Raw genomic sequence first — 22,478 nt, forward strand, 5'->3', positions numbered from 1 at the left:
CGCTAGGGGCTTGGGGTTCGCTTGGCAATTGGAGAAAAATTTAAGGAGATTTTACAAATTCTTCATCTATCAGCTTCGCGGTTTGCTTTTTTTCTAGGCAAAATTTCTGGATCTGCCTAATCTTTAACAGGCCTTCGTCATGGCGCGCCGTCTTGCCCATGCCGCGGATTGACCGCAGGCGGGTGGGATCATGAGGTGGCCTCACAGTGCCGCATTGGATTGGAGAATAAGCCGTGCTTCATAAAACACTACCACTGATCGCCGCAGGGATGATTGCAACCACCCCTGCCTTCGCCCAAACCGACATCCCCTTTACGCTCGATTGGCGGTTTGAGGGGCCATCTGCACCTTACTTCTTGGCAATTGATAATGGCCATTTCGCAGATGCAGGCCTTGATGTTGAGATTTCTGCAGGTGAAGGGTCGCTCGATGCGATCCCTAAGGTTGCCACGGGTGCATTTCCCATTGGGTTTGCTGATATCAACTCATTGATCCGCTTCCTAGATCAAAACCCTGGCGCCCCTGTGACTGCCGTTATGATGATCTATGACAGCCCACCTTTCTCGATTGTGGGTCGTAAAAGCCTTGGGATTAACGGGATTGAAGATCTCGAAGGCTCTACCCTTGGTGCACCGCCCCCTGACGGGGCATGGGCGCAATTCCCGATTTTGGCAGCCGTAAATGGTATCGATGTCAGCACAATTACGGTCGAGCCTGTTGGCTTCCCCACGCGCGAGCCGTCTTTGGCCGAAGGCACAGTGGACAGTGTGACGGGCTTCAACTTTAGCTCCTATCTCAGCGCCGCACGTTTGGGCGTGCCTGAGGATGATCTGACCACGATCCTTTTTGCGGATCACGGCGTAAAGCTTTATGGCAACGCAATCATCGTGAACACGGATTACGCTGCCGCGAACCCCGAGGTTGTGACCGCGTTCTTGGGTGCGGTTGTTGATGGTGTGCGCGATGCTCTGGCTGACCCTGCCGCAGGGGCGGCTGCCGTAATTGCGCGCAACCCCGCAGGCGATGTTGATTTGGAAACGCGGCGTCTGCAAATGGCACTCGATGCAAATATCGCAACCGCTTATGCGCTTGAAAACGGCATGGGCGATATTGACCCTGCCCGCATGGCTGAGGCGCTTGAGCAGATGACCATCGTTTACGATTTCCAAAACGCGCCTGACGCATCGCTTTATTTCACCGATGCCTATCTGCCCCCCGCTGAGGAGCGCAGCTTGGCCCAATAAAGCCAAACGATAAGACAATAAGGGCCAGCGCGACCTGATCTCGCTGGCCCAATTTTTCGAGGATAGAGGCACAGATGGCGTTTCAAATAGAATTAAAAGGGGTCACCCATACCTATCGCACGGCATCGGGGCCTTTGCCTGTTCTTGATGATCTGTCCTTGCAGATCGAAGAACATTCATTTTGCGCGGTGGTTGGGCCTTCGGGCTGTGGGAAATCCACGCTGACGCGATTGGTGTCGGGGCTGATGCGCCCTGACCAAGGCGAGGTCTGGTTGTCAGGTCAAAAGGTAACAGGGCCACGCCCCACAGTGGGGATGGCGTTTCAAAACCCCGTTCTGTTGGAATGGCGCACGATTTTGGAAAACGTGCTTCTGCCCTTGGAGATTGTCAAAACCCCAATGACCCGCGCCGAGGGCGAGGCCCGCGCGCGCCATTTGTTGGAATTGGTGGGGCTCAAAGGGTTTGAGGGCAAGAAACCCTCCGAGCTTTCAGGGGGAATGCGCCAACGGGCCTCCTTGTGTCGCTCTATCATCCATAAGCCCGATGTGCTGATCTTGGATGAACCCTTTGGTGCGCTTGATGCCTTCACTCGCGAAGACCTGTGGTGCACCATGCATGATCTGCGCGCGGAAGAGCCCTTTACCTGCCTGTTGATCACCCATGATCTGCGCGAAAGCGTGTTTTTGGCAGATCAAGTGGTGGTTCTCTCGGGTCGTCCCGCCCATGCCCAGCACATTTTGCAGGTTGATTTGCAGGGCAAGCGCAGTCTCGAAGACCTCTACAGCAAAAAAGCGGTCGATATGCTGGCCGTGCTGCGCCACCAAATTCAACTAGCGCAAGGTCGCGTTCCTCAGGAGGGCGCAGCATGAATGATAAGTTTCTTAAAATCGGCGTGCCGATCCTGTTCATTGCGGCTGTGATTGCCATCTGGGAATGGTTGGTCTGGTTCTATCAACTGCCCAATTATCGCATGGCTTCACCTTCGGATTTGATCCCAAAATTTTGGCAATTCCGCGAGTTATTCGTTGTGGCCTCGTGGGAAACGCTTTGGCGCACAGTGGTGGGTTTGGCCTTGGCTGTGGTGTTTGGCACAGGGTTGGGGATGATCATGGGCTTTTCGCGCATCGCGCGCGAGGGGTTATACCCGCTCTTGGTTGGCTTCAACGCAATCCCCAAGGCGACAGTGGTGCCGATTGTGGCGCTGATCTTCCTGGGTCAGCATGATTTCAACACCGTGCTCATTGCCTTTATGATCTCGTTTTTCCCGATTGCGGTCTCTGTCTCAATCGGATTGTCCACACTAGAACCTGAATATCGCGATATTTTGCGCGCGCTTGGTGCCTCGAAATTCACGATTTTCTGGAAAATCGCATTGCCAAAAACCCTGCCCGAATTTTTTGGGGCGTTGAAGGTTGCCGTCACCTTGGCCTTTATTGGCACAAATTTGATGGAAATCGTCAGCCCGCATGGTCGCGGCCTTGGGGCATTGTTCGATTCAGGGCGAATTAGCGCAGATTATCCATTGATGTTTGCGGTGCTGTTCATGTTGGCCGCCCTTGGTATCTTGCTGTTCTATGTGGTTGTGGCGCTTGAGCGTATCTTTGCAGGATGGGCAGAGCGCGCGCCAAACTGATCCGAGGGATTTGGCCCCCGCAGACACGCGCCGTGGGGGCTTTTCATTTCGCGCTATTTTTGAGCGCGGATAAAAATTTCGATTAAAATTTAATCAATCATCCGCAGGGGCCAGTTGGGGCCAAGCGCGCCTCTTTTCCTTGCTGCCCCAGAGGGAAATCGTGGGCGTGACGTGCAATCCACCATCAAGGCCGCCTCCGCGTGACTGAAACTTTGCCCATATCGCCACCATGCGCCCCCCCGCGTGCAAAGGGGGCTTTGCATGTGGCCTTGGGGCCCTCGGGGCGATTACAGAATTTTCGGGCCGAAGGATCATTGCGCGCGCTGTTTCCGCGCCGCGAAGGCACCGTTGAGGCGGTGATGATCAACACCGCAGGCGGCATCACAGGCGGGGATCGCTTCGCTATTATGGGCGATGTGGCGGGCGGGCATCTGACCCTGACCACGCAATCGGCCGAACGCATCTATCGCGCTGCAACGGGCCGTGGTCAGGTCAGCACGCAGTTAACCATTGCAGCGGGGGCTGCGCTGTCATGGCTGCCGCAAGAGGTGATCTTGTTTGATGGCGGCGCGCTGCGGCGGCGCCTCTGCGTAGAGATGGCCGAAGACGCGTATCTATTGGCCGCCGAAAGCGTTATCCTTGGTCGCGCCGCGATGGGCGAGGTGGTGCGAGAGGGCTATCTGCAGGATCACATCAGCATCACCCGCGCAGGGCGCCCCCTCTATCGCGATGCGCTGCGGATGGAGGGTGATCTTCACGCCCATCTTGCGCGTGCGGCCATCGGGCAGGGTGCTGCGGGATTTTCCACAGTGACATGTGCTGCGCCTGACGCCTGCGCCAAGCTTGAGATGATCCGCACCCTGTTGCCCCAAACCGCTGCCGTCTCAGCCCCGCAAGCGGATTTATTGCTCGTGCGCATTCTTGCCGAAGATGGGTTTGGTCTGCGCCGCGCCTTGGTGCCCGTTTTGTGCGCCTTGTCCCCCCATGATCTTCCCCGTTCTTGGAGCCTGTAAGAGATGAACCTCACCCCCCGTGAAAAAGATAAACTGCTAATCTCGATGGCCGCTGAGGTGGCCCGCCGCCGCCTTGCGCGGGGGGTGAAGCTGAACCATCCCGAGGCGATCGCGCTGATCACCGATGCGGTGGTCGAAGGGGCCCGTGATGGCCGCAGCGTGGCGGATTTGATGCAGGCAGGCGGCCATGTCATCACGCGCGATCAATGTATGGAAGGCGTGGCTGAGATGATCCACGAGGTGCAGGTCGAGGCCACATTTCCCGATGGCACAAAGCTGGTCACTGTCCATAACCCTATTCGTTGAACATAAAGGAATAAATTTATGAAAAATATGATCCTTTCCGCCCTGTCCCTCATGCTTGCTGGCCCCGCAATTGCGCATGACGGTCTGCATCTTCACCCGCATGGGGTCGAACCTTGGGCGGTGGCGCTTGGCGCGCTTGGCGCAATTGGATTGGCCGCTTTGATCATTGCGGAGCAGCGGAAATGATCCCGGGCGAGGTGTTTGTTGCAGAAGGGGATTTGACCCTGAATGCGGGTGCCGCGGCGGTGTCGGTCATGGTTGCCAATACGGGCGACAGGCCTGTGCAAGTGGGCAGTCATTATCATTTCGCTGAAACCAACCCCGCGCTAGAGTTTGACCGTGTGGCCGCCCACGGAATGCGCCTTGATATTGCCTCAGGCACATCGGTGCGGTTCGAGCCCGGTCAGCGCCGCGAGGTCACTCTGATCCCGATTTCTGGGGCGCGGAGGGTCTTTGGCTTTAACGCCGCAATCATGGGGGATTTGTGATGCCTGCCTCAATTTCGCGCCGCGATCATGCAGGGATGTTTGGGCCGACCACAGGCGACCGACTGCGCCTTGCCGATACAGATTTGATTATCGAGGTCGAGCGTGATCTCACAGGCCCCCATGGGGAGGAGGTCAAATTCGGCGGCGGTAAGGTGATCCGTGATGGCATGGGCCAATCGCAACTGACCCGCGCTGAAGGGGTGATGGACACAGTCATCACCAACGCCTTGGTGGTGGATTACACAGGGATTTATAAAGCGGATATTGGGCTGAAGGACGGGCGCATCGCCGCCATCGGCAAGGCGGGCAATCCCGATACGCAACCCAATATCACCATCCCCATCGGCGCAGGCACCGAGATCATCGCGGGCGAGGGGCGCATCCTGACCGCAGGCGGGTTTGACAGCCATATCCATTACATCTGCCCGCAGCAAATCGAAGATGCGCTGCATTCGGGCCTGACCACGATGCTGGGCGGGGGCACGGGTCCAGCGCATGGGACGCTTGCCACCACCTGCACGCCTGGGCCTTGGCATTTGGGGCGGATGTTGCAGGCGGCGGATGCCTTTCCCATGAACCTTGCTTTCGCGGGCAAGGGCAATGCCAGCCTGCCCGCCGCCCTTGAGGAACAGATTTTGGGCGGGGCTTGCGCGCTGAAACTGCACGAAGATTGGGGCACCACGCCCGCGGCGATTGATTGCTGCCTCAGCGTGGCCGATGCGATGGATGTGCAGGTGATGATCCATACCGACACGCTCAACGAGTCGGGCTTTGTCGAACATACGATCAAGGCGCTGAAGGGCCGCACGATCCATGCCTTTCATACCGAAGGGGCGGGGGGCGGTCATGCGCCTGACATCATCAAAATCTGCGGCGAGGCCCATGTGATCCCGTCCTCGACCAACCCCACACGGCCCTTCACAGTGAATACGGTCGAGGAACATCTAGATATGTTGATGGTCTGCCACCATCTGGACAAATCCATCCCCGAAGATATCGCCTTCGCCGAAAGCCGCATCCGCCGCGAAACCATCGCCGCCGAAGACATCCTGCACGATATGGGCGCGTTTTCGATCATTGCGTCTGACAGTCAGGCAATGGGGCGGGTGGGCGAAGTGATCATCCGCACATGGCAGACCGCCGATAAGATGCGCAAACAACGCGGCCGCCTGCTCGAGGAGACGGGCGAAAATGACAATTTCCGCGTCCGCCGCTATGTCGCGAAATACACTATCAACCCCGCCATTGCGCATGGAATTTCGCATGAGATTGGCTCGATTGAAGTCGACAAGCGCGCCGATCTGGTGCTGTGGTCACCTGCCTTTTTTGGGGTCAAGCCTGAGATGGTCTTAATCGGCGGCACGATTGCCATGGCGCAAATGGGCGATCCCAATGCCTCAATCCCGACCCCGCAGCCCGTCTATTCGCGGCCCATGTGGGGGGCTTATGGGCGTTCGGTTGAACGGGGGTCGGTCAGTTTCGTATCCGAGGCCGCGCAATCGCGCGACATCAAATCCGCGCTTGGTCTTGCCAAAGCGACCCTTGCTGTGCGCAACACCCGCGCCATCGGCAAGGCAGATATGAAGCTGAACACCGCCACCCCAAAGGTCGAGGTGGACCCTGAAACCTATGAGGTGCGCGCAGATGGCGAATTGTTGATCTGCGAACCTGCCGAGGTGCTGCCAATGGCACAGCGCTATTTCCTATTCTGAAAAAAGGGGGGGAAGGATGACTGATCTACCCTTGTGCCATGAGGTGATGCGCGGGCCCGTCACGGGCGTGGCCCTTTCCTTTGACACGATCACGCTGGACTACGAGGCGCGGTTTCTACGCCGCAAGCGCCTCATCAGCGATGGTGGACGGGCGTTTTTATTGGCTTTGGCGCAGACCACATCGCTGGACGCGGGGGATGTTTTGGTGCTGACCGATGGCCGCCGCATTGCGGTGCGCGCCGCCCCTGAGGCGGTGTTGGTCATCCGTGGTGAAAACTTAGCGCGGCTCGCGTGGCACATTGGCAATCGCCACACCCCTTGCGAGATTGGGCAGGGCTGTCTGATCATCCGCCGCGACCCCGTGATCGCACACATGTTGGGGCAACTTGGGGCGGATTTGGTGGAAGAAACCCGCCCCTTCACCCCCGAGGGTGGGGCCTATGGTCATGGGCGCACCCATGCCCATGAACATGGCGCAAGCGCGCATATGCCCCATGCGCATTGATGCCGATTATATCACACTGGCGCAGTGGGTTTCGCCTGCGTTCCCTGTGGGGGGCTTTGCCTTTAGTCATGGGATTGAGGCCGCCATTCAAGACGGGCTGATCACATCTGCCGCTGATCTTGAGGATTGGTTATGTGACCTGCTGCATCATGGAACGGGGCGCAATGATACGATTTGGATCGGGCTTGGCGCTAAGGCCGAGGGGCATGACACCTTGATCGCACTCCAAGATGAGGCCCGCGCATGGCAGTTCGCGGCCCCCCGTCTGCGCGAGGCGCAAAATATGGGGGCCAGTTTCAGCGCCTTGATGCGCGATGTTTGGGGGCAGGAGGGCCTGCCTGATCTGTTTGTGCCAATCGCGCTAGGCTTTGTGGCCGCACAGCGCGGGATTGCGCCCGCCGATGCGGCGGCCCTCTATCTTCAGGGGTTCTTCGCAAATCTTGTCGCTGCGGCGCAACGCTTGATGCCCTTGGGGCAGGTGGCGGCACAAGGGATATTGGCGCGACTTTCGTCCCAGATTGCCGCCCTTGCCCCGATTGCTGAAACCGCAAGTTTGGATGATTTGCACAGCACCGCCTTTCTTTCTGACATTGCCGCCGCACACCACGGGTTGGCCCCTGCGAGGATGTTTCAATCATGACCAATCTTTCCCCAAATGGCCCGCTTCGAATTGGGATCGGTGGCCCTGTTGGCGCGGGTAAAACCACGCTGACCGCAAGGCTCGCAGCGCGTCTGAAAACCCAGTTTTCCATCGGTGTCATCACCAATGACATTTACACCCAAGAAGATGCAGAGGCGCTGATGCGGATGCAGATCCTGCCCCTTGATCGGATCATTGGGGTTGAGACGGGGGGGTGCCCCCATACGGCCATCCGCGAGGATGCCAGCATCAATTTGGCCGCAATTGCGCAAATGCAGGCGCGCCACCCTGACCTTGAGATCGTGTTGATCGAAAGCGGCGGCGATAACCTATCGGCGACCTTCAGCCCTGAATTGGCGGATTTGACGATTTATGTGATTGATACGGCATCGGGCGAGGATATTCCGCGCAAAGGCGGGCCTGCACTGACACGCTCGGATATCTTGGTGATCAACAAAACTGATCTCGCGCCTTATGTCGGGGCGCGGCTTGAGGTGATGGAGGCTGATGCCAGCCGCGCACGCGCAGGGCGGCCTTTCGTGATGGCGCAATTGCGCAATGAGCAAGGCGTGGAGAAGATCGTTGATCTGATCCTTGAGATGGGCGGCTTGCCTAAGGTGCAGTCTGCAAAAATTGCCTAATAGAGTGCTGTGATTATCAAAGAAACCCGAAAACTGCCTTCGTGCTTTTTGGGTGCGACAGCGTCGCAACAAGCGCCTATCATAGCCTCAGTTTTCAATGTGAGTTGCCCTTTATGAGCCCCAAATATTTCGCCCCCACAGGCGGCCATCCCCCGCAGGAACAGCTTTTGACAGATCGCGCGGTCTTTACCGAGGCCTATGCCGTGATCCCACGCGGCACGATGCGCGATATTACCACCAGTTTCCTGCCCTTTTGGGAGAAAACCCGCCTTTGGGTGATTGCGCGGCCCCTGTCGGGCTTTGCTGAAACCTTTTCGCATTACATCATGGAAGTCGCGCCCGAAGGTGGCAGCGCGCGCCCTGAAACCGATGAGGAGGCCGAGGCGGTTCTTTTTGTGGTGGAGGGCCAAGCAAGCCTGACAGTGGATGGTCAAACCCATCTGTTGGAGGAGGGCGGTTACGCCTATCTGCCGCCTGCCCATGCATGGGAATTATATAACCCTGGGCAGTCGCCTTTGCGGTTTCATTGGATCAGAAAGGCCTATCAAGAGGTTGAAGGTCTTGATCACCCTGATGTTCTAATCTTGAACGAGCGCGATATCGCGCCCACGCCAATGGCGGGCACAGAAGGGAAATGGGCCACCACGCGCTTTGTTGACCCTGCTGACCTGCGCCATGATATGCATGTGACCATCGTGACATTTGAACCGGGCGCGGTGATCCCGTTTCTGGAAACCCATGTGATGGAGCATGGTCTTTATGTGCTAGAGGGCAAGGCCGTCTATCGCCTCAACACGGATTGGGTCGAGGTTGAGGCGGGAGATTATATGTGGCTGCGCGCTTTTTGCCCGCAAGCCTGCTATGCAGGGGGGCCGGGCAAGTTCCGCTATCTGCTTTACAAAGATGTGAACCGCCATATGCCCCTATGAAGGGGCGATAATCACCTCATCAGGCAGCCAATATTCTTCTAAATTGGGGCCTTCGCCGATGCGGTCGATGACCGCGAAAAGACCCGGGTCATGAAGCGGCGTCAGCACCCCGTGCCAGACGCCGCGATGAATATTGATCGCTTGCCCTGCCTCGGTCAGGAAGGCGCGGATGTTCTGCGGTGTGCCGTTTTGATCTTCTGCCACGACCACCAAAAACGGCTGGTGGCTCATCGGAACAAAGGCCTGAGATCCGTCAGGGTGCCGCTCGACCAGATCAAGCTTTAAGGGCAAATCGCGCTTTTCTGCGTGAAAGATACTGATCCCTGCACGCCCATCCGAAAAATCCATCCGCGCGCGGTCGTGGAAACGGCCACATAGGCCTTGATTTATGATCTTATCTGGCGTGCCCTTCGCCTCAAGCAGATCGCCAAACGGGGCGAAGGCATCGGCGGTCATGGGTTCGATGATGATTTTCATTGTGCGAACCGATCTATCAGACGCAATTCTGCGATACGCTCGACCTGACGGCAGGCTTCGGTGAATTCCACATCGCGCGATTGCGTCACACGGCGCTTGAAGGCCTCCAAGATACTGGCCTTGGTGTTGTCGCGCACGGCGATAATAAAGGGAAATCCGAAGGCTTCGGTATAGCGGTCATTCAAGGCGGTGAACTCCGCGCGTTCTGCATCTGTCAGGCTATCAAGCCCGACTGAGGCTTGCTCGGCGGTGGAGTCTGCCGTCAGACGCTTTGCTGCGGCCAGTTTCCCTGCCAGATCAGGGTGGGCTTGCAATACCCCAAGCCGTTCCGCCGCGCTGGCGCTGCGAAAGGCGCGGGCGAGAACCGAATGAACCCCCGCCGCGCAATCATGTGCGGCACCAAGTTCCATCTCAAAGGCACGTTCAGCAATCCACGGGCTATGCTCAAACATCCCGCCAAATTCGGCGACAAATTCCTCTCGTGTCATTTGCGAGGGGGTCATGCGCGCGGTCACGGGGTGGGTCGCGGCCCAATGATCGGCAATCTCCGCTCGGGTGGCGAACCAAACGCCCTCATGTGCTTGGAAATGCGCAAGCGCGCGTTTCAGCGCCAGCGCACGGGCAGGGCGCCCTGCAAGGCGGCAATGCAGACCGATCGACATCATCTTGGGCGCGCCTGCCGCCCCTTCGGCGTAAAGCTGATCAAAGGTGTCGATCAAGCTGCGCTCGAATTGCGCGCCTTCGGTGAAACCTGCTTGGATTGCAAAGCGCATATCGTTGCAATCCATCGTATAGGGCACGATCAACTGATCCTTGCCGCCCGCCTTGACCCAATAGGGTAGGTCATCGGCATAGCTGTCTGCGATATAGGCCAGATCCCCCTCTTGCGCGGCAAGATCCACAGTGTTCATGGAACAGCGCCCCGTATACCACCCGCGTGGCGGGGTTCCGGTCACCTCGGTATGCAGGCGGATGGCCTCGCGGATTTGCGCGCGCTCCTCTTCGGGGGGCATATCTTTGTGTTCCACCCATTTCAGGCCATGGCTGGCAATTTCCCAACGCGCCTGTTTCATTGCCGCCACCTGTTCGGGGCTGCGAGCAAGGGCCGTGGCCACACCATAAACTGTCACGGGCAGGTCGGACATCATGGAATAAAGCCGCCAAAACCCTGCACGCGCGCCATATTCGTAGATCGACTCCATATTCCAATGACGCATCCCAACCCATGGTTGCGCGCCTGTAATCTCGGATAAAAAGGCCTCGGATGCAGCATCGCCGTGCAGGATATTGTTTTCGCCACCTTCCTCGTAATTCAGCACGATCTGCACAGCGATTTTCGCGCCATTGGGCCAAGCGGCAAGGGGCGCGTCTGGCCCGTGGCCGCGTAAATCTCGGGGGTAGCGTGTCATATCAGCCTCGTTTGTTTTTCTATGGCATAATGCAGATAATCACAGATGATTTTAAAAAAAATATATAAGCACTCTTTTGATCGCTCTACACTGTATCAGGCGCATAATCTCGCCTATCATGGGCGCAAGTTTTGAGATTTTCTAGGGTTCATTTACAGGCAAAAGGACGCGCGCCATGGCGGGATATTTGACCACCCATGTTTTGGATACGGCAACGGGCCGCCCTGCGGCAGGCATGAAAATTGATCTTTATCGCATCAGCGATGCTGGGGCGGAGTTGATCAAAACTGTTGAAACCAACGCAGACGGGCGCACCGATGCGCAGATTTTACCAAGCGCGGAATTTGCGCGCGGGGTTTATGAGCTCTGCTTTCACGCAGGCGCCTATCTTGACGCGCAAGGCGTGCCAAAAGAAAGCACCCGTTTCTTGGATATGATCCCAATCCGCTTTGGCATGTCAAAAGACACGCATTACCACGTGCCGCTTTTGCTGTCGCCTTTTGGCTATTCCACCTATCGCGGCAGTTAATCGCGCGCGCTGTTGCGGATCACATCCCCCACGCGGTCGATCATGAATTCCATGAAAAGCCGCGTTTTGGGGTCTTGTCTGCGCCGGTGGGTGAAAAGACAGGCCATTTGAATAGGGGCGGGCGGGGCTTCTGTTGCCACAGGCACAAGCGCGCCTGAGCTCAGATGCTCGGCCACCTCAAAGATGGGTTTCATCACAATGCCATGCCCCGCCAAAGCCCAGTCTGTCAGGACATCGCCATCATCGGATTCGTATCGCCCTGCCACGCGGAACCGCTCAAACCCTGCTTTGGTTTGCAACCGCCATTTAAATTCCTTTGCCCCTGGAAAGCGCAGGTTGAGGCATTCATGCCGCTCGGTCACGAGGTCAGCCCCTGATTTGGGCATCCCCCGCGCGGCGATATAGGCAGGCGCTGCACACAACACCCGCGCGACATCCGCAATCTTGCGGATGCGCAGATTGCTATCCTCGGGTTCCCCAAGGAAAAACGCCAGATCAAGCCCTTCGGTGGTTAGATCAATCTTGCGATCTGACAGGCGCAGACGCACATGAATTTCAGGGTATTGCGCAATGAAATCTGGCACATGAGGCGCGATCAAGCGCCGACCCACCCCCAAAGGTGCGGCCACGTAGAGACTGCCTTTGAGGTTCTCAGTGATGTTAACGATCTGCGCTTCGGCGTCCTCGACCGACTCCAAAATCCGCGTTGCCCCCCGATAAAAGGCTTGGCCCTGCTCGGTCGGGGTGAGGTTGCGGGTTGTGCGCTGAAACAGACGCACGCCCAAATGTTCCTCTAATTGCGAAATCCGCGAAGATGTCACGGCAGGTGAGATGCGCAAATCGCGCCCTGCCGCCGACATTGACCCAAGCTCGTAGACACGGACAAAGGTTCGGATATTATCAATATAGGACATTGTTTTGCTTTTTTTGATACTGCTTGGCGTTTGCTCGTAATAGCAGAATAAACCTCAGCCGCCTAGTATGCAGGAAACACAAGTAACAACAGGGAGATGCCGGTATGTATGATCTGGCCATCATTTGGGATTGGATCGCGTTTTCCGTCAGGTGGCTGCATGTCATCACGGCGATGGCGTGGATTGGCGCATCCTTGTTTTTCATTGCCTTGGATTTGGGGCTGCGGCCTGTGCCGAATATGCCCAAAGGGGCCTATGGCGAAGAATGGCAGGTGCATGGCGGTGGCTTTTATCACATTCAGAAATATCTGGTCGCCCCTGAAAACATGCCCGAGCATCTGATCTGGCACAAATGGCAAAGCTATATGACTTGGGTCTCAGGTGCAGCTTTGTTGATGATTGTCTATTGGGTCGGGGGCGAGTTGTTCTTGCTTGACCCGACAAAGGCCAATCTGGCGCTGTGGCAGGGGATTTTGATCTCGGGCGGCTCGCTGGCCTTGGGGTGGGTTCTATATGACCAATTGTGCAAATCGCCTTTGGGTGAGAACCCCACGACCTTGATGTTGATCCTGTTTGTAATCCTTTTGGTGATGTCTTGGGGGTATCATCAGGTCTTTACGGGGCGGGCGGCGCTGCTGCATTTGGGGGCCTTTACCGCGACCATTATGACGGGGAACGTGTTTTTCCAGATCATGCCAAACCAACGCATTGTGGTGGCAGATCTCAAGGCGGGGCGCACGCCTGATGCGAAATATGGCAAGATCGCCAAGCTGCGCTCGACCCATAACAATTACCTCACGCTGCCCGTTATTTTTCTGATGCTGTCCAATCATTATCCGCTCGCCTTTGCGACCGAATATTCGTGGATCATTGCAAGCTTGATCTTCCTGACGGGTGTGACCATTCGCCATTATTTCAACACGATGCACGCCACGGGCAAGGGGCCGCATTGGACATGGGCGGTTACGGTCTTGCTGATGATTATCATCGCTTGGCTATCAATCCCGCGCATGGCGGAAACCTACGAGGCCGCCGCAAGCCGCGCCTTAACGCCCTATGAGGCCGAGATGGTTGCGGCAGACGGGTTTGAAGAGGCCTATTATGCCGTGATCGGCAATTGCTCGATGTGCCATGCCCGCCAACCCGCATGGGATGGTATCCGTTGGGCACCAAAAAATGTCTATCTCGAAACCGAGGCGGATGTGGCCCGTCATGCCAGCCAGATTTATACACAGGCGGGCGTTTCCCATGCGATGCCGCCCCCAAATGCCTTTGCAATGGATGAGGAGGCGCGCCGCGCCATCGTGGCATGGGTGCAAGCCGCGCGCTAGGGCGCTTTAGGGGCAGCGCCCCCCAATAGCGGCGGTGACCTGATCGGCGGCTTCGCGCACCATACTGCCAAAATCCATTGAACGGGTCAGAGACAGTCGAAATGCGGGGCCAGAGATTGAGATGCCCGCCACAGGTTCGCCATGCACATTGAAGATCGGGGCTGCAATGCAGCGCATTCCCTCGGCGCGCTCTTGGTCATCAATGGCAAATCCGCGCGCGCGGGCCTGATCAAGATCGGCGCGCAAGGCTGCCTCATCTGTTAGGCTATGCGGGGTAAAGGCCGACAAGCCCCGTTTGAGGATGATTGACTGCACATGGGCGGGCGGAAGCCATGCCAATAGCGCCTTGCCAATTCCAGAGACATGCATCGGCGCGCGGGTTCCAGGTGGAAAAAAGGCGCGGATCGCCTCGTGGGTTTCGACTTGGGTCAGGAATAAAACCTCATCCTGCATTTCGACACCCAAATTTGCAGTCTCGCCCGTTTCGCGCATCAGCCGCGTCATGCCTGCGCGGGATCGTTCCACAACATTGGTGCGGCGCAAAAAAGCAGACCCGATTTGAAAGGCGCCTGCGCCGATATGCCAGACCTGCTGCATCTCATCGCATTCGACCATCCCGCGCGTCTGCAATGTGGTCAGCGCACGATAGAGCGTTGCGGTGGCCTGACCTGTTTCCTCGGCCAGTTCAGAAAGCCGCAAACCAGGTTTTTGTGCCACCACCTCCATCACCGCCAGCGCGCGATCTAGGGCCTGCACCGTGTTTTGTTCGGTCTTATCATGAAAGGCCTTCGGACGGCCCCTTTGACGCGTGGTTGATGTCATATTTGCGGCCCTTTCATCTGCAAAGAGAGAATTGAAAAACTGCAACACTCTGAAATTTAACATGAAAAAGTATTTTTTCACCTATTAAAAAATTATTTCGAAAAAATTGCGAGCTGTAAAGCCCCCCTGCTAATCTGCATCCAACCTTTGAAGGGAGGGCCGCACGAAATGTCGTTTCAACATCCAGTTTTCATTCCTGGGCCAACCAATATCCCAGAGAGCATTCGCAAAGCCTGTGATATGCCCACGCTTGACCACCGCAGTCCCGCTTTTAGCGCGATGTTCAAGCCTGCCGTGGCGGGGGTGCGCCGCGTGTTGAAGATGACCGAGGGCGAAGTGATCTTGCTGCCCTCGACAGGCACAGGCGGGTGGGAGGCGGCCATCACCAATACATTGAGTGCGGGTGACACTGTCCTTGCCGCGCGGTTTGGCATGTTCAGCCATCGCTGGATTGATATGTGCCAACGCCACGGTCTGAACGTCCAGATCATTGATGTGCCATGGGGGCAGGCGGCCCCGATTGCGCAGATTGAGGCGGCATTGCGTGCGGATGTTCAGGGTAAGATCAAAGTCGTTCTTGCCACCCATAACGAAACCGCGACAGGGGTGCGCTCCGATATTGCGGGGATACGCGCGGCCCTTGATGCCGCAGGTCATGATGCGATGCTGTTTGTCGATGGCGTGTCGTCCATTGCGTCTATGCCGTTTGAGTTTGACGCATGGGGGGTCGATATTGCCGTGGCAGGTAGCCAGAAAGGCTTCATGCTGCCTGCAGGTCTTGCGATTTTGGGCGTCAGCCCCAAGGCCTTGGCGGCAATGGACAGTGCCACCTTGCCGCGTTGTTTCTTTGATTTCCGCGATATGCTTAAATCCTACGCGGCGGGGGGATACCCCTATACCCCTTCTGTTGGTCTGATCGCGGGCCTGTCTCACTCTATCGCACTTCTTGAGGGCGAGGGGTTAGAGGCTGTTTATGCCCGCCATCATCGACTGGCCGAAGGGGTGCGCCGCGCTGTTGCGGCATGGGGTTTGCAGATTTGTGCAACTGATCCTGCCTCGGCCTCTGACACAGTGACGGCGGTGATGGTGCCTGCGGGGAAATGTGGCACCGAACTCGCGCAGCTTGCCGCCACCAAATACGGCGTGGCCTTTGGTGTGGGGCTGGGCGAGGTCGCAGGCAAGGTGTTTCGCATCGGCCATTTGGGGATGCTGACCGATGTTATGGTTCTTTCTGGTCTGGCCACTGCCGAAATGTGCATGGCCGATCTGGGATGGGACATTCCGCTTGGTTCGGGGGTTGCCGCTGCGCAGGATTATTTCCGCGCGGATCAGACCGCCCTTCGCCAAGCCGCTGAATGAAAGGGTAAAAATATGAACGACCTTAGCCCAATTTCCGTGCCAAGTTATCAAGACAGCCTTGATGCCTACGCACGGATCACGCCGCATATCCACCGCACGCCCATTCTGACCTCGCGCTTCTTGAACGAGTTGGTCGGGGGTGAGATGTTCTTTAAATGTGAGAACTTTCAGAAGGCAGGCGCCTTCAAGGTGCGCGGTGCGTGTAATGCGGTGTTTGGCCTGTCCGATGCCGAGGCCGCGCAAGGTGTTTGCACCCATTCGAGCGGCAATCACGCCTTGTCTTTGTCCTACGCTGCAGGGCGGCGGGGCATCCCGTGCCATGTGGTGATGCCGCATAGCGCGCCGCAGGCCAAAAAAGATGCAGTGCGGGGCTATGGCGGGATCATCACGGAATGCGAACCTTCGACAACCTCGCGCGAGGCGGTCTTTGCCGAGGTGCAGGCCAAAACAGGCGGCAATTTTGTGCATCCCTATAATGATCCGCGCGTGATTGCAGGCCAAGCCACCTGTTCGCGCGAATTGATCGAAGATGTGCCCAATCTTGACGCTGTGGTGGCCCCAATTGGCGGGGGTGGTATGATCTCTGGCACCTGTTTGACGCTGTCAAATATCGCCCCTGAAATCAAAATATATGCCGCCGAACCAGATCAAGCGGATGATGCCGCGCGCAGTTTTCGGGCAGGCCATATCATCGCGGATGACGCGCCCCAGACCATCGCGGATGGATTGAAAGTGCCGCTGAAAGACCTGACTTGGCATTTTGTGAAATCCCATGTCACCGATATTCTGATCGCAAGCGAAGATGAAATCGTGGATGCGATGAAACTGACTTGGGCGCGCATGAAAATTGTGATCGAGCCAAGCTGTGCTGTGCCCTTGGCGGTGATTTTGAAGAACAAACATCTTTTTGCGGGCAAGCGCACTGGGGTGATTATTACAGGCGGCAATGTCGATTTAGACCGTTTGCCATGGATGAAAGGCTAAGAGCATGAACACCCATACAAGTTTTGAAAATCTGGAAGTTGGCTATGACATTCCCGCGCTGCCTGGCATGGCGGAGGCGGATATCCAGACCCCGTGCTTGATCCTTGATCTCGATGCGCTTGAGCGCAACATCAAGAAAATGGGCGACTATGCTGCCGCCCATGGCATGCGTCACCGCGTGCATGGCAAGATGCATAAATCGGTCGATGTGGCGAAGTTGCAAGAAAGCCTGGGCGGGGCCTGTGGTGTCTGTTGCCAAAAGGTGAGCGAGGCCGAGGTCTTTGCCCGCGGCGGTATTCGGGATGTCTTGGTCAGCAATCAGGTGCGCGACCCGCAAAAAATTGATCGCTTGGCCCGTATCCCGCTTTTGAGCGCGCGCGCGATTTGCTGTGTCGATGATCTGAGCAACATCGCCGATCTTTCTGCGGCTGCCATGCGTCATGGCACGGTCATCGAATGTCTGGTTGAGATTGACTGCGGGGCAGGGCGCTGTGGTGTCACCACCACCCCCGAAGTTATGGCCTTAGCCCGCGTCATTGATGCGGCCGAGGGGCTGAAATTTGCGGGCATTCAGGCCTATCAGGGCGCAATGCAGCATCTTGATCACTATGAAGACCGCAAAGCGAAAAATGCGGTTGCCGTGGCCATGGTCAAGGACGCGGTCGATACATTGGCCGCAGAAGGGATCACCTGCGATATCGTGGGCGGTGGCGGCACAGGCAGCTATTATTTCGAAAGCACATCAGGCGTCTATAACGAGCTTCAATGTGGCTCTTACGCTTTCATGGATGCGGATTATGGCCGCATTCTAGATGAAAGCGGCAACCGCATTGACCGCGGCGAATGGGAAAATGCCCTGTTCATCCTGACCTCAGTGATGAGCCATGCCAAGGCCGATAAGGCGATTGTCGATGCTGGGCTCAAGGCGCAATCAGTCGATAGTGGCCTGCCCGTGATTTATGGGCGCGATGATGTCGAATATGTCAAATGCAGCGATGAACATGGCGTGGTGGCCGACCCTAAAGGTGTTTTGGCCATCAATGAAAAGCTGCGCCTTGTGCCAGGTCACTGTGACCCGACCTGCAATGTCCATGATTGGTATGTCGGCGTGCGGGGCGGCAAGGTTGAGGTGGTTTGGCCCATCTCGGCCCGTGGCAAGGCCTATTGAGGCGGCGGGACGATGTATATCATTCCAGAACGTTTGATTGCCGATCTTGTCAGTGCCGAAGATGCGTTTGATGCGATGCGCGGGTGTTTCGCCGCGATGGCCGATGGGGATGCCTATAATTTCCCCGTGATCCGCGAGGCCTTGGGCGAGGGGCGTCAATACGGGTTCAAGTCGGGCTTTGATCGTGCGGGCGCGGTGATGGGTGTGAAATCGGGCGGGTATTTCCCCGGAAATGCCGCGCGCAGTTTGATCAATCATCAATCCTGCGTGCTGTTATTTGATCCTGAAACAGGCCGCCCCACCGCGATGGTGGGGGGGAACCTGTTGACGGCCCTGCGCACCGCCGCCGCATCGGCCCTGTCGATTGATCAATTGGCGCGTCCCGATGCCCAAGTCTTGGGCATGGTGGGCGCGGGGCATCAGTCGGCGTTTCAATTGCGCGCGGCCTTGCGGGTGCGCAAATTCACCCGCGTTTTGGGATGGAACCGCAATCCTGACCGCCTGTCCCGCTTGGCGGAGGTCTGTGCCGAAGCGGGGGTTGAGTTCACCCCCGTTGATTTGGCCGCGATGCAGGAGGCCGATGTGATCATCACCATCACCTCATCCAATGCCGCAAGCCTGCTTGCGGATCATGTTAGTGCGGGCTGCCATATCTCTGCGATGGGAACCGATACAATCGGCAAGCAGGAGATTGATCCTGCACTCTTTGCGCGCGCTGCGGTCTTTACCGATGAGGTGGCACAATCTGTCACCATCGGCGAGGCGCAACACGCCGTGGCGCAAGGCTTGATTGGGCGCGAGGATATCACCCCCTTGGGGGCGGTGGTCACAGGGGCGGCCGAGGGCCGTGTCTCGCCCGATCAGATCACAATTTTCGATGGCACGGGTGTCGGGCTTCAGGATTTGGCCGTAGCCCAAACTGCCCTCAGCCGTGCCCGCGCGCAGGGTCTTGGGGCAGAGGTCGTGTTTTAGGGCAAGACATAAGGCTGGAGCGGGTAGCGGGAATCGAACCCGCGCCAAGAGCTTGGGAAGCTCGTGTGATACCATTTCACCATACCCGCGCATGGCCTTGATGCGCCAGTCGATACGATAAGGCAGGGGTTTCGTCAACCTCTGCCTTTCGCTCCGTCAGCCCCGCCGTCTGCGCCGCCGCCCGTCATCATTGCCCCCACCGCCAGAGGCGCCGAAATTCACATCGGGCAGGCTGACCACAGTGGCCAGATTGGGCATGGAGGCGGTTTTATGCGGGATTGCGTTTGCGGCCACGAAATGTTCCTGAAACCTTGGCTCAATCGCGGTTTCAACCTTTTGGATAGCGCGCACGCCCCCCTCAATGCGCTTGCGCGCTGCACGGTTGCACAGCGCAATGCGCGCGCCATGGCCTGCGGCATTGCCTGCGCTTGTGACTTTCTCAAGCGGGGCATCGGGGATCATTCCCAAAATCATAGCGTGTTTTGGGCTGATATGTGCGCCGAAGGCCCCCGCCAAAACCACGCGGTCGACCGCGTCTACATCCATCTGATCCATCAACAAACGCGCGCCTGCATAAAGCGCGGATTTCGCTAATTGAATGGCGCGAATATCGCCTTGAGTGACCGTGATGCGTGGCCCGCCCGTGGCGGTGCCGTCAAAGATCAGATATTCATGGGTGCGCCCTGTGGGGATAGACCGCGGGGTTCCTGTCTGCTCGGCACTGCCAATCAGACCTGACCCGTCCAATAGGCCCGCGGCGCGCATTTCCGCCACAGCCTCGATGATGCCAGAGCCGCAAATGCCCGTAATGCCTGTCTGCGCGGTGGCCTCGGCAAACCCTGCCTCGTCAGACCACAGATCACAGCCAATGACGCGGAACCGCGGTTCTTTGGTGGCGGGGTCGATTTCGATATGCTCAATCGCACCAGGCGCGGCCCGTTGCCCTGACGAGATTTGCGCTCCCTCAAAGGCAGGCCCCGTGGGCGAGGAGCAGGCGAGAACCTTGGTCTTATTCCCAAGCAGGATTTCAGCATTGGTTCCGACATCCACGATCAGCACCAAATCCTCAGATTGTTCTGGGGCCTCAGATAGGGCCACGGCGGCGGCATCGGCCCCCACATGGCCCGCGATACAGGGCAGCAGGTAAATCTGCGCTTGTGGGTTCAATGTAGACAGCCCCAAGTCAGGCGCACTGAGACGCAAGGCATCCGAGGTTGCCAGCGCAAAGGGCGCTTGGCCCAATTCCACAGGATCAATCCCCAAGAGCAAATGGTGCATCACAGGGTTGCAGACGGCTACGGTTTCCAAGATCAGCTTGGGGTCAATGCCCGCATCCTCGGCAATTTGCCCCGCTAATGTGTTCATGGCCTCGCGCACCGCGCGGGTCATCTCAGTGGCACCGCCTTCTTGCATCATGGCATAAGAGACGCGGCTCATCAGATCCTCACCAAAACGGATTTGTGGGTTCATGATCCCCGCAGAGCCCATCACCGCGCCCGTGGTCAAATCGCACAGATGCGCCGCGATTGTGGTCGAGCCAAGATCAATCGCAAGGCCGTAAATTCCGCCCTCATGAAGATTTGGCCAAATCTCAAGAATTTGCGCCACGCCGCCCTCATCGGGTTGAAAGAGGGCAACTGAAATTTGCCATTTGCCTTTGCGCAAAACGGTTTGCAGCTTGGCCAAAACGGGCAGGGCGGCGCTGACCTGATGCACATCCCATTGGTGTGCGAGGGCATCTTTCAAGCGTTCAAAATCGCCCGAGGGTTCATGCATATCAGGCTCGGCCACCTCGACCATGACAATCCGCGTGGCAGGGTCCATGGTAATAGGCTTGGTTGAGGCCTCTTTGCGCACGACCTGACGATGCACCTGACTGGTTTCAGGCACATCAATCACAACATCGCCCAATACCTTGGCCTGACAGCCCAAACGGCGGCCTGAAATTAGACCTTTCACGCGGTCATAGCGGGCTTCAACCTCGTTCCATTCGGAAAGGGCATCTTCGCGCACTGTGACGCCATGTTTGGCAAATTCACCAAAACTGGGGGTGATCTGGCATTTTGAACAAATGCCGCGCCCGCCACAGACACTATCCAAATCCACCCCAAGCGCGCGCGCCGCCTGCAGCACGGGCGTGCCTTTGGCAAAGCGACCGCGTTTGCCAGAAGGGGTAAAAATCACCAAAGGGTCTTTGTCATCTGTGCTTGCGCTGCCCATCGGGAAGGATCCTGTTTTGGTCTTTCATTGCTTTTATTGGCGTAAAAGCCAGAGCATAAGGTTAAATATGCTCTGGCCCGCGATTTTCAAAAAATGGTGCCTTAGCCGCGGCGGCGACCCCCTGCGCGGCGGTTGGCGCGGCCCCCTTGCACGGCGGCATCTGGATCTTTGTTGAAATTGATCCAAGCAGCCCCGCCGTCATCTTGGTTAAGCAGCAGGTTGGCGGCGCGGATCGCCTCCATCTCCTTGCCCGCGCGCGGCTTGGTCGAGCCCATGCCGAACAATTTGACGAAGGTTTCATCGTCCAGATCTGCGGGCAGGATAATTCCTGCGGCTTCAATCGCGGCTTTCTTTTCGGCAATCGCTTTGGGGCCAACGGGCAGGGCGACTGGGTTCATGATCGCACTGGTCATGCCTGCTGCATAGGCCATGGGCAAAAACGCGTTATTCACGCCGTGGCGGTTGGGCAAGCCAAAGCTGATATTGGATGCGCCGCAGGTGGTGTTCACGCCCAATTCCTCGCGCAAGCGGCGCACAAGGGTAAAGACCTGATGGCCCGCTGTGGCCATTGCGCCAATGGGCATGACCAATGGGTCAACCACGATATCATGGGCGGGAATGCCATAATCAGCCGCGCGTTCTACAATCTTCTTGGCAACGGCAAAGCGCACTTCGGGGTCTTCAGAAATGCCTGTGTCATCGTTAGAAATCGCAACAACGGGCACATTGTATTTCTTGACCAAGGGCAAAACCATCTCAAGGCGTTCTTCTTCGCCTGTGACCGAGTTCAAAAGTGGGCGACCCTTAGCAGCGGCCAAACCATTTTCCAACGCACCCGGAACCGAGCTGTCGATGCACAAGGGGCAATCGGTCACTACCTGCACGCATTCGACCAAGGCCTTCATCAAGGCAGGCTCAACAAAGTTATTGTCAGCATAGCGGGGGTCTTCGGCCATTTTGTTCGAGAACACTGCGCCAGAGTTGATGTCCAACACGGTCGCACCCGCCGCCACCTGTGCAATAGCATCCGCTTGCACGCGTGAGAAGTCACCGCGTTCTAGCTCCTCGTTCAAGATTTTGCGCCCTGTGGGGTTGATCCGTTCGCCAATCACGCAAAACGGTTCGTCAAAACCGATCACAGTGGTTTTGGTTTGGGATTCAATGATGGTGCGGGTCATGCTG

General features: G+C 57.3%; 24 protein-coding genes and 1 tRNA gene. 18 read left to right on the forward strand and 7 right to left on the reverse strand.

Going from position 1 to position 22,478, the window contains the following annotated elements:
* Positions 1–233: 233 nt before the first annotated feature.
* From AAC622_RS04060 to AAC622_RS04115, 12 genes are all read left to right on the forward strand, one after another.
* Positions 234–1,244: an ABC transporter substrate-binding protein gene (locus AAC622_RS04060; protein WP_445322595.1), complete on the forward strand. Its 1,011-nt coding sequence runs from the start codon at positions 234–236 to the stop codon at positions 1,242–1,244.
* 74 nt (positions 1,245–1,318) lie between these two features.
* Positions 1,319–2,113 (forward strand): ABC transporter ATP-binding protein, encoded by a 795-nt coding sequence (locus AAC622_RS04065; RefSeq protein WP_340260441.1) that lies wholly within the window; start codon positions 1,319–1,321, stop codon positions 2,111–2,113.
* Entirely contained in the window at positions 2,110–2,877 is a 768-nt protein-coding gene (locus AAC622_RS04070) for an ABC transporter permease (protein ID WP_340260442.1), read from the forward strand. Before AAC622_RS04065 ends, AAC622_RS04070 begins: the two co-directional genes overlap by 4 nt.
* 263 nt (positions 2,878–3,140) lie before the next feature.
* Entirely contained in the window at positions 3,141–3,890 is a 750-nt protein-coding gene (locus tag AAC622_RS04075; protein WP_340260443.1) for an urease accessory protein UreD, read from the forward strand.
* A gap of 3 nt (positions 3,891–3,893) precedes the next feature.
* Entirely contained in the window at positions 3,894–4,196 is a 303-nt protein-coding gene (locus AAC622_RS04080; protein WP_340260444.1) for an urease subunit gamma, read from the forward strand.
* 18 nt (positions 4,197–4,214) lie between these two features.
* The gene (locus AAC622_RS04085; RefSeq protein WP_340260445.1) at positions 4,215–4,382 is read left to right on the forward strand and encodes a peptidase M23; all 168 of its coding nucleotides are present in this window, start codon (positions 4,215–4,217) and stop codon (positions 4,380–4,382) included.
* Positions 4,379–4,684, forward strand: coding sequence for an urease subunit beta (locus AAC622_RS04090; protein ID WP_340260446.1), 306 nt, complete (start codon positions 4,379–4,381; stop codon positions 4,682–4,684). The genes AAC622_RS04085 and AAC622_RS04090 overlap by 4 nt, the downstream gene beginning before the upstream one ends.
* A complete protein-coding gene (ureC, locus tag AAC622_RS04095) occupies positions 4,684–6,396 on the forward strand; it encodes an urease subunit alpha (RefSeq protein WP_340260447.1) in 1,713 nt (570 codons plus the stop codon). Before AAC622_RS04090 ends, ureC begins: the two co-directional genes overlap by 1 nt.
* Before the next feature lie 16 nt (positions 6,397–6,412).
* Positions 6,413–6,901 (forward strand): urease accessory protein UreE, encoded by a 489-nt coding sequence (locus tag AAC622_RS04100; RefSeq protein WP_340260449.1) that lies wholly within the window; start codon positions 6,413–6,415, stop codon positions 6,899–6,901.
* A complete protein-coding gene (locus AAC622_RS04105) occupies positions 6,855–7,541 on the forward strand; it encodes an urease accessory protein UreF (protein WP_340260450.1) in 687 nt (228 codons plus the stop codon). The genes AAC622_RS04100 and AAC622_RS04105 overlap by 47 nt, the downstream gene beginning before the upstream one ends.
* The gene (gene ureG, locus AAC622_RS04110; protein WP_340260452.1) at positions 7,538–8,182 is read left to right on the forward strand and encodes an urease accessory protein UreG; all 645 of its coding nucleotides are present in this window, start codon (positions 7,538–7,540) and stop codon (positions 8,180–8,182) included. The genes AAC622_RS04105 and ureG overlap by 4 nt, the downstream gene beginning before the upstream one ends.
* Positions 8,183–8,295: 113 nt before the next feature.
* Entirely contained in the window at positions 8,296–9,111 is an 816-nt protein-coding gene (locus AAC622_RS04115; protein ID WP_340260453.1) for a bifunctional allantoicase/(S)-ureidoglycine aminohydrolase, read from the forward strand.
* Here the strand turns inward: AAC622_RS04115 and AAC622_RS04120 are convergent.
* On the reverse strand, positions 9,106–9,588 hold the full coding sequence (locus AAC622_RS04120) for an ureidoglycolate lyase (RefSeq protein WP_340260455.1): 483 nt from the start codon (positions 9,586–9,588) through the stop codon (positions 9,106–9,108). The genes AAC622_RS04115 and AAC622_RS04120 overlap by 6 nt on opposite strands.
* On the reverse strand, positions 9,585–10,997 hold the full coding sequence (gene puuE, locus AAC622_RS04125; protein WP_340260457.1) for an allantoinase PuuE: 1,413 nt from the start codon (positions 10,995–10,997) through the stop codon (positions 9,585–9,587). The genes AAC622_RS04120 and puuE overlap by 4 nt, the downstream gene beginning before the upstream one ends.
* A gap of 175 nt (positions 10,998–11,172) precedes the next feature.
* Here puuE and uraH point away from each other — a divergent pair, with 175 nt between their 5' ends.
* Complete coding sequence (uraH, locus tag AAC622_RS04130; RefSeq protein WP_340260459.1) at positions 11,173–11,526, forward strand: hydroxyisourate hydrolase; 354 nt, start codon at positions 11,173–11,175, stop codon at positions 11,524–11,526.
* Here the strand turns inward: uraH and AAC622_RS04135 are convergent.
* Positions 11,523–12,440: a LysR family transcriptional regulator gene (locus tag AAC622_RS04135; protein WP_340260460.1), complete on the reverse strand. Its 918-nt coding sequence runs from the start codon at positions 12,438–12,440 to the stop codon at positions 11,523–11,525. The genes uraH and AAC622_RS04135 overlap by 4 nt on opposite strands.
* 104 nt (positions 12,441–12,544) lie before the next feature.
* Here AAC622_RS04135 and AAC622_RS04140 point away from each other — a divergent pair, with 104 nt between their 5' ends.
* The gene (locus AAC622_RS04140; protein ID WP_340260461.1) at positions 12,545–13,771 is read left to right on the forward strand and encodes a urate hydroxylase PuuD; all 1,227 of its coding nucleotides are present in this window, start codon (positions 12,545–12,547) and stop codon (positions 13,769–13,771) included.
* Positions 13,772–13,777: 6 nt separating this feature from the next.
* Here AAC622_RS04140 and bhcR read toward each other — a convergent pair whose 3' ends face one another.
* Positions 13,778–14,593: an HTH-type transcriptional regulator BhcR gene (gene bhcR, locus AAC622_RS04145; protein ID WP_340260462.1), complete on the reverse strand. Its 816-nt coding sequence runs from the start codon at positions 14,591–14,593 to the stop codon at positions 13,778–13,780.
* Between the two features lie 168 nt (positions 14,594–14,761).
* Between bhcR and bhcA the strand changes: the two genes are divergently transcribed.
* The 4 genes from bhcA to bhcD are packed head-to-tail and all read left to right on the forward strand — an operon-like array spanning position 14,762 to position 19,076.
* Positions 14,762–15,952, forward strand: a complete 1,191-nt coding sequence (gene bhcA, locus AAC622_RS04150; RefSeq protein WP_340260463.1) for an L-aspartate--glyoxylate aminotransferase BhcA — start codon at positions 14,762–14,764, stop codon at positions 15,950–15,952.
* 12 nt (positions 15,953–15,964) lie between these two features.
* On the forward strand, positions 15,965–16,936 hold the full coding sequence (gene bhcB / locus AAC622_RS04155; RefSeq protein WP_340260464.1) for a beta-hydroxyaspartate dehydratase BhcB: 972 nt from the start codon (positions 15,965–15,967) through the stop codon (positions 16,934–16,936).
* A gap of 4 nt (positions 16,937–16,940) precedes the next feature.
* Complete coding sequence (gene bhcC, locus AAC622_RS04160) at positions 16,941–18,104, forward strand: 3-hydroxy-D-aspartate aldolase BhcC (RefSeq protein ID WP_340260465.1); 1,164 nt, start codon at positions 16,941–16,943, stop codon at positions 18,102–18,104.
* A 12-nt stretch (positions 18,105–18,116) separates the two neighbouring features.
* Positions 18,117–19,076 carry an iminosuccinate reductase BhcD gene (bhcD, locus tag AAC622_RS04165; protein ID WP_340260466.1) on the forward strand — a complete coding sequence of 320 codons (960 nt, stop codon included), beginning with the start codon at positions 18,117–18,119 and terminating at the stop codon, positions 19,074–19,076.
* A 15-nt stretch (positions 19,077–19,091) separates the two neighbouring features.
* On the opposite strand, the gene AAC622_RS04170 is transcribed toward bhcD, so the two are convergent.
* From AAC622_RS04170 to AAC622_RS04180, 3 genes are all read right to left on the reverse strand, one after another.
* A tRNA-Gly gene (locus AAC622_RS04170) sits at positions 19,092–19,165 on the reverse strand.
* A gap of 67 nt (positions 19,166–19,232) precedes the next feature.
* Positions 19,233–21,296, reverse strand: a complete 2,064-nt coding sequence (locus AAC622_RS04175) for an ASKHA domain-containing protein (protein WP_340260467.1) — start codon at positions 21,294–21,296, stop codon at positions 19,233–19,235.
* A gap of 101 nt (positions 21,297–21,397) precedes the next feature.
* A complete protein-coding gene (locus tag AAC622_RS04180) occupies positions 21,398–22,474 on the reverse strand; it encodes a methyltetrahydrofolate cobalamin methyltransferase (protein ID WP_340260468.1) in 1,077 nt (358 codons plus the stop codon).
* Between the last annotated feature and the right edge of the window lie 4 nt (positions 22,475–22,478).

Origin of the sequence: Roseobacter sp. HKCCA0882, from assembly GCF_037805225.1 — a bacterium.
Classification (GTDB): Bacteria; Pseudomonadota; Alphaproteobacteria; order Rhodobacterales; family Rhodobacteraceae; genus M30B80.

Bases quoted from the DNA above. Each gene is read 5' to 3' on its own strand.
- AAC622_RS04065 (WP_340260441.1), top strand. From the start codon at position 1,319: ATGGCGTTTCAAATAGAATTAAAAGGGGTCACCCATACCTATCGCACG.
- AAC622_RS04070 (WP_340260442.1), top strand. From the start codon at position 2,110: ATGAATGATAAGTTTCTTAAAATCGGCGTGCCGATCCTGTTCATTGCG.
- AAC622_RS04080 (WP_340260444.1), top strand. From the start codon at position 3,894: ATGAACCTCACCCCCCGTGAAAAAGATAAACTGCTAATCTCGATGGCC.
- AAC622_RS04085 (WP_340260445.1), top strand. From the start codon at position 4,215: ATGAAAAATATGATCCTTTCCGCCCTGTCCCTCATGCTTGCTGGCCCC.
- AAC622_RS04090 (WP_340260446.1), top strand. From the start codon at position 4,379: ATGATCCCGGGCGAGGTGTTTGTTGCAGAAGGGGATTTGACCCTGAAT.
- ureC (WP_340260447.1), top strand. From the start codon at position 4,684: ATGCCTGCCTCAATTTCGCGCCGCGATCATGCAGGGATGTTTGGGCCG.
- AAC622_RS04100 (WP_340260449.1), top strand. From the start codon at position 6,413: ATGACTGATCTACCCTTGTGCCATGAGGTGATGCGCGGGCCCGTCACG.
- AAC622_RS04105 (WP_340260450.1), top strand. From the start codon at position 6,855: ATGCCCATGAACATGGCGCAAGCGCGCATATGCCCCATGCGCATTGAT.
- ureG (WP_340260452.1), top strand. From the start codon at position 7,538: ATGACCAATCTTTCCCCAAATGGCCCGCTTCGAATTGGGATCGGTGGC.
- AAC622_RS04115 (WP_340260453.1), top strand. From the start codon at position 8,296: ATGAGCCCCAAATATTTCGCCCCCACAGGCGGCCATCCCCCGCAGGAA.
- AAC622_RS04120 (WP_340260455.1), bottom strand. From the start codon at position 9,588: ATGAAAATCATCATCGAACCCATGACCGCCGATGCCTTCGCCCCGTTT.
- puuE (WP_340260457.1), bottom strand. From the start codon at position 10,997: ATGACACGCTACCCCCGAGATTTACGCGGCCACGGGCCAGACGCGCCC.
- uraH (WP_340260459.1), top strand. From the start codon at position 11,173: ATGGCGGGATATTTGACCACCCATGTTTTGGATACGGCAACGGGCCGC.
- AAC622_RS04135 (WP_340260460.1), bottom strand. From the start codon at position 12,440: ATGTCCTATATTGATAATATCCGAACCTTTGTCCGTGTCTACGAGCTT.
- AAC622_RS04140 (WP_340260461.1), top strand. From the start codon at position 12,545: ATGTATGATCTGGCCATCATTTGGGATTGGATCGCGTTTTCCGTCAGG.
- bhcR (WP_340260462.1), bottom strand. From the start codon at position 14,593: ATGACATCAACCACGCGTCAAAGGGGCCGTCCGAAGGCCTTTCATGAT.
- bhcA (WP_340260463.1), top strand. From the start codon at position 14,762: ATGTCGTTTCAACATCCAGTTTTCATTCCTGGGCCAACCAATATCCCA.
- bhcB (WP_340260464.1), top strand. From the start codon at position 15,965: ATGAACGACCTTAGCCCAATTTCCGTGCCAAGTTATCAAGACAGCCTT.
- bhcC (WP_340260465.1), top strand. From the start codon at position 16,941: ATGAACACCCATACAAGTTTTGAAAATCTGGAAGTTGGCTATGACATT.
- bhcD (WP_340260466.1), top strand. From the start codon at position 18,117: ATGTATATCATTCCAGAACGTTTGATTGCCGATCTTGTCAGTGCCGAA.
- AAC622_RS04175 (WP_340260467.1), bottom strand. From the start codon at position 21,296: ATGGGCAGCGCAAGCACAGATGACAAAGACCCTTTGGTGATTTTTACC.
- AAC622_RS04180 (WP_340260468.1), bottom strand. From the start codon at position 22,474: ATGACCCGCACCATCATTGAATCCCAAACCAAAACCACTGTGATCGGT.